The organism is Azonexus sp., from assembly GCF_036170495.1.
Taxonomy (GTDB): Bacteria; Pseudomonadota; Gammaproteobacteria; order Burkholderiales; family Rhodocyclaceae; genus Azonexus.
Genome location: NZ_JAVHPH010000473.1, coordinates 1 through 8,127, shown reverse-complemented (window position 1 = coordinate 8,127; position 8,127 = coordinate 1). Strand labels below are relative to the sequence as shown.

At 57.8% G+C, this 8,127-nt stretch carries 9 protein-coding genes; all 9 read right to left on the bottom strand.

Annotated features, from left to right (window positions below):
* On the bottom strand, window positions 1-518 hold a 518-nt coding region (locus ADADOO_RS17115; protein WP_511278722.1), incomplete at its 3' end, for a protease modulator HflK N-terminal domain-containing protein.
* 37 nt (window positions 519-555) lie between these two features.
* Entirely contained in the window at window positions 556-1,710 is a 1,155-nt protein-coding gene (hflX, locus tag ADADOO_RS17110) for a GTPase HflX (RefSeq protein WP_511278721.1), read from the bottom strand.
* 63 nt (window positions 1,711-1,773) lie between these two features.
* Window positions 1,774-2,010 (bottom strand): RNA chaperone Hfq, encoded by a 237-nt coding sequence (gene hfq / locus ADADOO_RS17105; RefSeq protein ID WP_011288708.1) that lies wholly within the window; start codon window positions 2,008-2,010, stop codon window positions 1,774-1,776.
* 79 nt (window positions 2,011-2,089) lie between these two features.
* A complete protein-coding gene (der, locus tag ADADOO_RS17100) occupies window positions 2,090-3,418 on the bottom strand; it encodes a ribosome biogenesis GTPase Der (protein WP_511278720.1) in 1,329 nt (442 codons plus the stop codon).
* Window positions 3,415-4,575, bottom strand: coding sequence for an outer membrane protein assembly factor BamB (bamB, locus tag ADADOO_RS17095; protein ID WP_511278719.1), 1,161 nt, complete (start codon window positions 4,573-4,575; stop codon window positions 3,415-3,417). The genes der and bamB overlap by 4 nt, the downstream gene beginning before the upstream one ends.
* Entirely contained in the window at window positions 4,575-5,213 is a 639-nt protein-coding gene (locus ADADOO_RS17090) for a YfgM family protein (protein ID WP_511278718.1), read from the bottom strand. Before ADADOO_RS17090 ends, bamB begins: the two co-directional genes overlap by 1 nt.
* A 5-nt stretch (window positions 5,214-5,218) precedes the next feature.
* Window positions 5,219-6,508 (bottom strand): histidine--tRNA ligase, encoded by a 1,290-nt coding sequence (gene hisS, locus ADADOO_RS17085; protein ID WP_511278717.1) that lies wholly within the window; start codon window positions 6,506-6,508, stop codon window positions 5,219-5,221.
* On the bottom strand, window positions 6,505-7,734 hold the full coding sequence (ispG, locus tag ADADOO_RS17080) for a flavodoxin-dependent (E)-4-hydroxy-3-methylbut-2-enyl-diphosphate synthase (protein ID WP_511278716.1): 1,230 nt from the start codon (window positions 7,732-7,734) through the stop codon (window positions 6,505-6,507). Before ispG ends, hisS begins: the two co-directional genes overlap by 4 nt.
* A 3-nt stretch (window positions 7,735-7,737) precedes the next feature.
* Window positions 7,738-8,127 (bottom strand): DUF4115 domain-containing protein (locus tag ADADOO_RS17075; RefSeq protein WP_511278715.1); only part of this gene is annotated, 390 nt, incomplete at its 5' end.

Here is an 8,127-nt window from a genome sequence, read left to right as displayed (position 1 = left end):
AACTGAATGTTTACGATGTTCTCGTCATCAGTCAGCATCAGCGCTTCCTTGAGCACCTTGTTGCGCTCGCTGCCACGGTAGCCAATTTCGATGGTACGCACACCAGTCAAATTGACCAATTCGTGGGACTGGATCGGATACGGCATGCGCCAGCGCAGACCGGGTTCGGTCGCTTCCTTGAAACGGCCGAACTGGAGTACGAGGCCACGTTGAGAGGCATCGACGATGTAGAAGCCAGAGACAAGCCAGACAACAGCCACCAAGCCAATCAGGAGGCCGACGCCGCCGCCGATGAATTTCGGATTGAAATCGATATTCGGCATGCGTGGACCATCACCGCCGCCGTTACCGCCACCACCGCCTTTTTTTCCGAACATACCGGTCAGCTTGCGATTGAAGTCGCGCCAGAGCTCTTCCAGATCAGGAGGACCGTCGTTGGGTCGGCGCGGGCCACTGCCGTTGGATTTATCGCCATCACTGCCACCGCGGTTACCCCACTGCGGGTCATTTAGCGACATAAAAATACCTAAGGTCGGAATCATGGGTCTCGGGAATTCAGTAAATGTAATCGTGTTGTGCTTCATATTCAGCATCAGCTATCGCCTTCTGACGGGCATCAGCCTTTGCGCGGGCATATTCGGCCAAGGACTCACGCAGCAAATCCACGCCTTCTCCAGTACGGGCGCTAACTCGGACGCGCGCGATACTATCATACTCGCCACGCTCGACGCCCGGCATGGCTTCGGTCAGGTCGATCTTGTTCCAGACGACTAATTGCCTGACATGGTCAGCGCCAATTTCCCCGAGCACTTTGTTCACTTCGCCTATCTGCTCGTCTCGAGCATGACTGGCACTATCCACCACATGCAACAGCAAATCTGCATGCGTTGCCACTTCCAGGGTCGCATGAAAGGCATCAACTAAAGAATGAGGCAGGTCGCGAATAAATCCGACAGTATCCGAAATCACTATATTTCCAGCCCCTTCTACCCACAATTTGCGGGAAGTGGTGTCGAGCGTAGCAAACAACTGATCGGCCGCAAAAACACCGGCATGCGTCAAGGCGTTGAATAACGTAGACTTGCCGGCGTTGGTATAACCGACCAGCGAAACATTCAAGACCTCCCCGCGCATTCGCGCCTTGCGCTGAACGCCGCGTTGCCTCGATAATTTTCCAAGCCTCTCCTTCAACAGCTTGACGCGATTGCCGAGCAGACGGCGGTCCGTTTCCAGTTGCTTTTCACCAGGGCCGCGCATGCCGATACCACCGCGCTGCCGTTCAAGGTGCGTCCAGCCACGAACCAGCCGAGTGGACAGATGTTCGAGTTGGGCCAGTTCAACCTGCAACTTGCCCTCGGCACTCGACGCACGCAAGGCAAAAATATCAAGAATCAGACTGGTTCGGTCAATCACCCGGCATTTGAGCGCCCGCTCCAGATTACGTTCCTGCGCCGGCGACAGTTGATGATTGAAGATCACCAGATCGGCCTCACCGGCCGCAACCATGGCACCGATTTCGTCAACTTTCCCTTTGCCGGCAAACGTCTTCGGATCAGGACTCTGGCGCTTGCCGAAAACTTCAGCAACAACCTTACCCCCCGCCGACTCAGCCAGCAAACGAACCTCTTCCAACTGGTCTTCGAGATCAGGCTGACCAAAATCTAGTTGAACAATCACCGCACGTTCACCGGCGGCGGGTCGTTCAATCATGGGCATTTCCGGGAAAGAGAAGTGCAAACCCGCCATAACGGCGGGTTGCTGGACAGGATTCGATTATTCTGCAGCCTGTTCCTGCTGAAGGTTGACCGGACGCGCCGGAACCACCGTTGAGATGGCATGCTTGTAAACCATCTGGGTAACTGTATTCTTGAGCAGCACAACGTACTGATCAAACGATTCGACCTGGCCCTGCAGTTTTATTCCGTTCACCAGGTAAATTGAAACAGGAACATGCTCGCGACGAAGAGCGTTGAGGAAGGGGTCTTGTAAAAGTTGCCCTTTGTTACTCATGGTGTGGACTCCATGTAATTGTTATGAGGGTCCTAATGTACCCAAATTTATAAAGTGCTGCCAAAGATTTTTCAGATTATTACTTGTCTTTGTCGGCAAACGGATTTTTTGCGCTGACACACTGGATGCGCAACGGCGTTCCCTGCAATTTAAAGGCTTCACGGAAAGTATGTTCAAGAAAACGTCGATAACTATCCGTTATCTTGTCGACCGCATTGCCGTGAATGACGATGATCGGGGGGTTCGATCCCCCTTGGTGGGCGTAGCGCGGCTTGGGCCGGAATAGGCCATGCTTGGCCGGCGCCTGCTTGGCGACGGCATCGATCAGGACGCGGGTCAGGCGGGGAGTGGTCATCTTGGCCATGGCCGCTGCATAGGCGGATTCAACCGAGCGGAAGAGCGCTTCCAGACCGATATTGTCGCGTGCTGAAATGAAATGGAACTTGGCAAAACTGAGGAATTGCAGCTTACGTTGCAATATCTGGCGGGTCTGCTCACGAACGTAGGAATCGAGGCCATCCCATTTGTTGACCGCAACCACCAGTGCTTTGCCAGACTGGACAATGAAGTCGGCGATATGCGCATCCTGGTCGGAAACATCGGCCTGCGCGTCGACCATCAGGATGACAACATTGGCATCCTCAATTGCCTGCAGCGTCTTGACCACCGAGAACTTCTCGATCGATTCAAAAACCTTACCGCGCTTGCGCATGCCAGCGGTATCGATCAGCACATATTTTCGGCCGCCTCGCTCGAAATCGATTTCGATCGAATCGCGTGTCGTTCCGGGCGAATCGAAGGCGATGACGCGCTCTTCACCAAGCAAGGTATTGATCAGGGTCGACTTGCCGACATTGGGGCGCCCGACGATGGCAACGCGAATGGCATCGGAGTGCCATTCGTCATCTTCGGGCTCCGGGAAACTTTCGAGCGCCAGCTCAACCAGACCGCGCACGCCTTCGCCATGGGCCGACGAGATGGCATTCGGCTCGCCGAGGCCGAGTTCATGAAACTCCGCCTCAACCATGCCGGAATTCATGCCTTCCGCCTTGTTGACCGCAACGATCACCGGGCAATCGACGCGGCGCAGCTTGTTGGCGATTTCCTTGTCATGCGGCGTCAGGCCGGCACGACCATCAACAACGAAGATGATGGCGTCGGCTTCGGCAATCGCCTGTTCGGTCTGGCGGGCCATCTCGTGCAGGATGCCTTCCTTGACCAACGGCTCGAAACCGCCCGTATCGACTACCAAGTAAGGCTTCTTGCCGAGTTTTCCATGGCCATAGTGACGGTCGCGGGTCAGCCCCGGCAGGTCGGCGACGATGGCATCACGCGACTTGGTCAGACGGTTGAACAGCGTGGATTTGCCGACATTGGGTCGACCAACCAGAACGAGCGTAGGTTTCATTGAGCCTCGATTGCGCTCACGCTGCCGCCCGTGGTCTGAACCAGAACGGCGTTACCGAGCATCTGAAGTGGCGCGCGAACCGGCGTGCCATCGGTTTTCTGGCGCGCGGCAAAGCTGCCATCGTCGCGGGAAAGAAAGTGTACGAACCCTTCCGCATCAGCCACGGCGACCAGTCCACGCTGCACAACAGGCGCAGAAAGACGACGGTTTTTGAGTTTATCCTGTTTCCACAGGCTACTGCCGGACTGGCGATCCAGCGCGTAGAAAACCCCCTTGTCATCGGCGACGAACAGGTAGCGGCTATCCATGGCCAGACCGGCAACCGACGACAAGTCGCGCGACCAGACCATTGCCCCGCCTTGCCCCATATCGAAACAGGCGACACGCCCCTGGAAGGCGACAGCGCAGATCAGGCGACCATCAACGACAGGCGACGCAACGATATCGGCCACCCGATCAAGTTCGGTAGCACCCTTGGGCAAGGCAACAGCCCCTTCCCAGACCGGCGCACCGTTTTGTATCGCCAAAGCGACGAGCTTGCCGCCGGGGTAGCCGACAAAGATATAGCGATCAGCAAACACCGGCGAGCCGGCGCTGCGTACCGACAAAGATGGCGTTGACCGTTGATAAACCCATTTGCGCCCGCCATCGCCGGCATCAAGCAGATGAATGCGATTGTCGCCGCTCTTCACCACCACCCCCTCGTCACCGACGACAGGTGCGGCGAGCACCTCGCTCGAAACCTTGGCCTGCCAAAGCGCCTTGCCATCCTCGGCGGAAAAGGCCAGCACGTCACCTTTCGAAGTACCGACGACGAGCAGGCGGCGATTGGCGCCGACGCCAGCCGACAGGGGTTGGCCGGCTTCAACTTTCCAAACGAGCTTGCCATCTTCCAGCTTGGACACCGTGCCATTCCGGCTCGCCACATAAGCAACGCTGCCGACTACGGCTGGCGTAAAGGTATAGTCACCAGCCTTGCCAACACTGACCGACCAGACCGTGCGAACTTCCGCTGTTGCGGTCAACGGGCCTAACGGGGCCATTTTCGGCCCGGTGCTGGCAAACGGATTGATCGAATCGATCGCATCCGACACAGTTGCACAACCGCCCAGCAACAGGCCAGCAGCGGCAAGGAGGGCAACAAGTTGACGTGACATCAGATGGCCTCACCCAGGTTGTCGAGTTTCTGTTGCAGCAATTCACGACCGGCGCCCTGCTTGCCGGTCATCTTGTCCAGCGCAGCCTTATAGGCCGTCCGCGCTTCGGTTTTCTGGCCTTGAGCCGAGAGCACATCGCCCTTCAATTCCTGAAAGCGTGCATCGAAGGCTGGGGCATGGGCTGCATCAAGCTGCTTAAGGGCATCGTCGTAGGCCTGTTCGTCAATTTGAACAGCGGCCAGACGCAGGCGAGCCAGATCCCTGATCTCGTCCTTGCCGTTTTCGGCAACCCAGCCAAACTGGGTCTTGGCTGTCTTGAGGTCGCCGGCTTCAAAAGACTGCTTGCCAGCCAGCATTGCGCCTAGAGAGGCGTAGCTGGTAGTGCCGAATTTTTCAGCCAGTTCACCTGCCGCCGCTTTGACTTTCTGGACATCGCCGATGGCCGTCGCCTGTTCGAGCACGCCATAGATGGCTGCTGCCTGTGCCGATTGCCCACGTTGGTACCAGTTCCAGCCTTGCCAGCCAATAACCCCCAGCGAAGCCGCAACGACTACGCTCGTCACGAGGTTGCCGTACATTTTCCACCAGGTTTTCAGGGTATCGATCTGTTCCTGCTCTTCGAGGTCGTAATGCGCCATGCTGCTTATTCCTCTTCGTCTGAATCAAGAATTTGGTCGATGATGGCTCCTGCCAGTTCATCAACTTTCAGTTTACGTTGTTCAATGCCGGCCTGACGCAGCGACTTGAACTGGACTTCTCCGGTCGACGCTTCATCATCACCAATAATCACCGCGAAGGTCGCGCCACTGCCATCGGCTTTTTTCATCTGCGACTTGAAGCTGCCGCCACCGCAATGCTGCAGCACGTCGATGCCCTGATCACGCAGGCCTTCGGCAACCCGGAAGGCAAGGCGAGCGGCTTCATCGCCCTGATGTACCAGGTAAACATCCGGCGCCGGCGCTGCCGGCTCGCCTCCAGAATCCTTGATCAAGGCGATCAGGCGCTCGATGCCCATGGCAAAACCACAGGCTGGCGTGGGCTTACCGCCGAGTTGCTCGACCAGGCCATCATAACGGCCACCAGCACAGACCGTACCCTGCGCCCCCAGTTTGTCGGTCACCCATTCGAAAACGGTGAGGTTGTAATAATCGAGGCCACGGACCAGACGCGGATTGATCTTGAAGGGGATGCCCGCATCACGCAAAACGCGCTGCACGCCTTCGAAGTGGGCCAACGACTGGGCACCGAGATAATCAATCAGCTTCGGCGCCGCGGCGCACAGGTCCTGCATGGCCGGATTCTTGGTGTCGAGAATGCGCAGCGGATTGGTATGCAGGCGACGCTTGGCGTCTTCGTCGAGCGACTCTGCATTTTCCTCGAAGTAGGTAATCAAGGCGGCGCGATGTTGGGCCCGCTCCTCGGACTGACCGAGACTGTTGATCTGCAGCTCAATACCATCCAGCCCGAGGTCGTTCCACAGGCGAGCCCCCATCAGGATCATTTCGGCATCGATGTCGGGGCCGGCCATGCCGAAGGATTCGACGCCGACCTGATGAAACTGGCGATAACGGCCCTTTTGCGGGCGCTCATGGCGGAACATCTGGCCAATGTAATAAAGGCGTTGGGTCTGGCGGGCCGCCAGATTGTGCTCGATGACGGCACGCACACAACCAGCGGTCCCCTCCGGGCGCAAGGTCAGTGCCTCGCCGTTCAGACTGTCGATGAAGGAATACATTTCCTTTTCAACGATGTCGGTGACTTCGCCGATAGCGCGTTTGAAAAGCGGCGTCGGCTCGACGATGGGCATGCGGATCGGGCGATAACCGTAACTCTTCAGCCACGACTGGATGGTGTCCTCGAAAAGCTCCCAGAATGCGGCTTCGTCGGGCAGGATGTCGTTCATCCCGCGGACGGCTTGCAAGGTTTGACTCATGACTTCAGTTTCTTGGTGTAGGTGCGCTCGACATAGCGCTCGATGATTTGCTTGAATTCGTTGGCGATGTTGTCGCCTTTGAGAGTGATCGTTTTCTGGCCATCCTCGTAAACCGGAGCGGAGGGCGCTTCGCCAGTACCCGGCAGGGAAATGCCGATGTTGGCGTGCTTCGATTCGCCAGGGCCATTGACGATGCAGCCCATAACGGCCAGCGTCATGTTCTCGGCACCATCGTAGCGCAGCTTCCATTCAGGCATTTTGGCGCGCACGAAATCCTGAACCTGGCCAGCCAACTCCTGGAACAAGGTGCTGGTTGTCCGGCCGCAACCGGGACAGGCCGCAACCATCGGCGTAAAGGCGCGCAGGCCCATCGTTTGCAGGATTTCCTGGGCGACAACTACTTCTTGCGAGCGGGAGCCCCCCGGCTCCGGGGTCAGCGAAATGCGAATGGTGTCGCCTATGCCTTCCTGCAACAAAACGGAGAGCGCGGCGGTCGACGCGACAATGCCCTTCGAACCCATGCCCGCTTCGGTCAAACCGAGGTGCAGCGCGTAGTCGGCGCGCTTCGAAAGCTCGCGATAAATGGCAATCAGATCCTGAACACTGGAGACTTTGCAGGACAGGATGATCTTTTCGCCGGCCAAGCCAACCTCTTCCGCCTTGGCGGCCGATTCGAGGGCCGAAGTGACCATCGCGTGACGCATGATCTCGGTTGCATCCAAAGGCTGCGGTCGACCGGAATTTTCGTCCATTATTCGCGCCAGCAATTCCTGGTCGAGGCTGCCCCAATTGACACCGATACGCACCGGCTTGTCGTATTTGCAGGCCAGCTCGACCATCTGGGCGAATTGTTCGTCCTTCTTTTTGCCGAAACCGACGTTGCCCGGATTGATCCGGTACTTGGCTAGCGCCTCGGCACAAGCGGGATGTTCGGTCAGCAGGCGATGGCCGTTGTAGTGAAAATCACCGATCAGCGGCACATTGCAGTTCATCCGGTCGAGGTGCTCGCGGATCTTCGGCACGGCAGCGGCAGCTTCCGGCGAATTCACCGTAATGCGCACCAGCTCAGAACCGGCCCGGGCCAGTTCAGCCGTTTGCAGAGCGGTGACCAGATAGTCGGCCGTATCGGTGTTGGTCATCGACTGGATAACCGTTGGGGCATCGCCCCCCAGTTTCACGTGCCCGACAAGACAGGACCGGGTCAGGCGTTTGGCAACGGCGCTCACGGTTTACTCCAAAACCAGACGGGCCACATCGCCACGGGTATGCGGCGCCAGATCCACAGCCTGACCATGCCAGAAAACACGGACGCCCGGCGCATAACCAATTGTCACAGAGAGCGGCCCCTGGCCGGACAGCGCCTGCTCGGTTCCAGCCGTCAGCCTCTGGGAAAAGACGACCTTGTTGTCGCGATCGCGAACCTCAAGCCAGGAATCCTTCTCGAACAGAAAACGCATCTGGGGAGCATTTTCCGGCGCCGTTCCGGACTCTCGTCCTTCCTGGTTGGCCGGCGACAACGAGGAAGCCGCTTGGGGAGCCTGTAATTCAGCCGGCGCGAGGACCTGCGGATTCATGACCTGTTGCGGCGTCGTTCCCGGAGGGAAAATCGGCTCGGCAAC

Coding starts and splice junctions, on each gene's coding strand:
- hisS (WP_511278717.1), bottom strand. CDS start 6,508: ATGAGTCAAACCTTGCAAGCCGTCCGCGGGATGAACGACATCCTGCCC.
- hfq (WP_011288708.1), bottom strand. CDS start 2,010: ATGAGTAACAAAGGGCAACTTTTACAAGACCCCTTCCTCAACGCTCTT.
- bamB (WP_511278719.1), bottom strand. CDS start 4,575: ATGTCACGTCAACTTGTTGCCCTCCTTGCCGCTGCTGGCCTGTTGCTG.
- hflX (WP_511278721.1), bottom strand. CDS start 1,710: ATGATTGAACGACCCGCCGCCGGTGAACGTGCGGTGATTGTTCAACTA.
- ADADOO_RS17090 (WP_511278718.1), bottom strand. CDS start 5,213: ATGGCGCATTACGACCTCGAAGAGCAGGAACAGATCGATACCCTGAAA.
- der (WP_511278720.1), bottom strand. CDS start 3,418: ATGAAACCTACGCTCGTTCTGGTTGGTCGACCCAATGTCGGCAAATCC.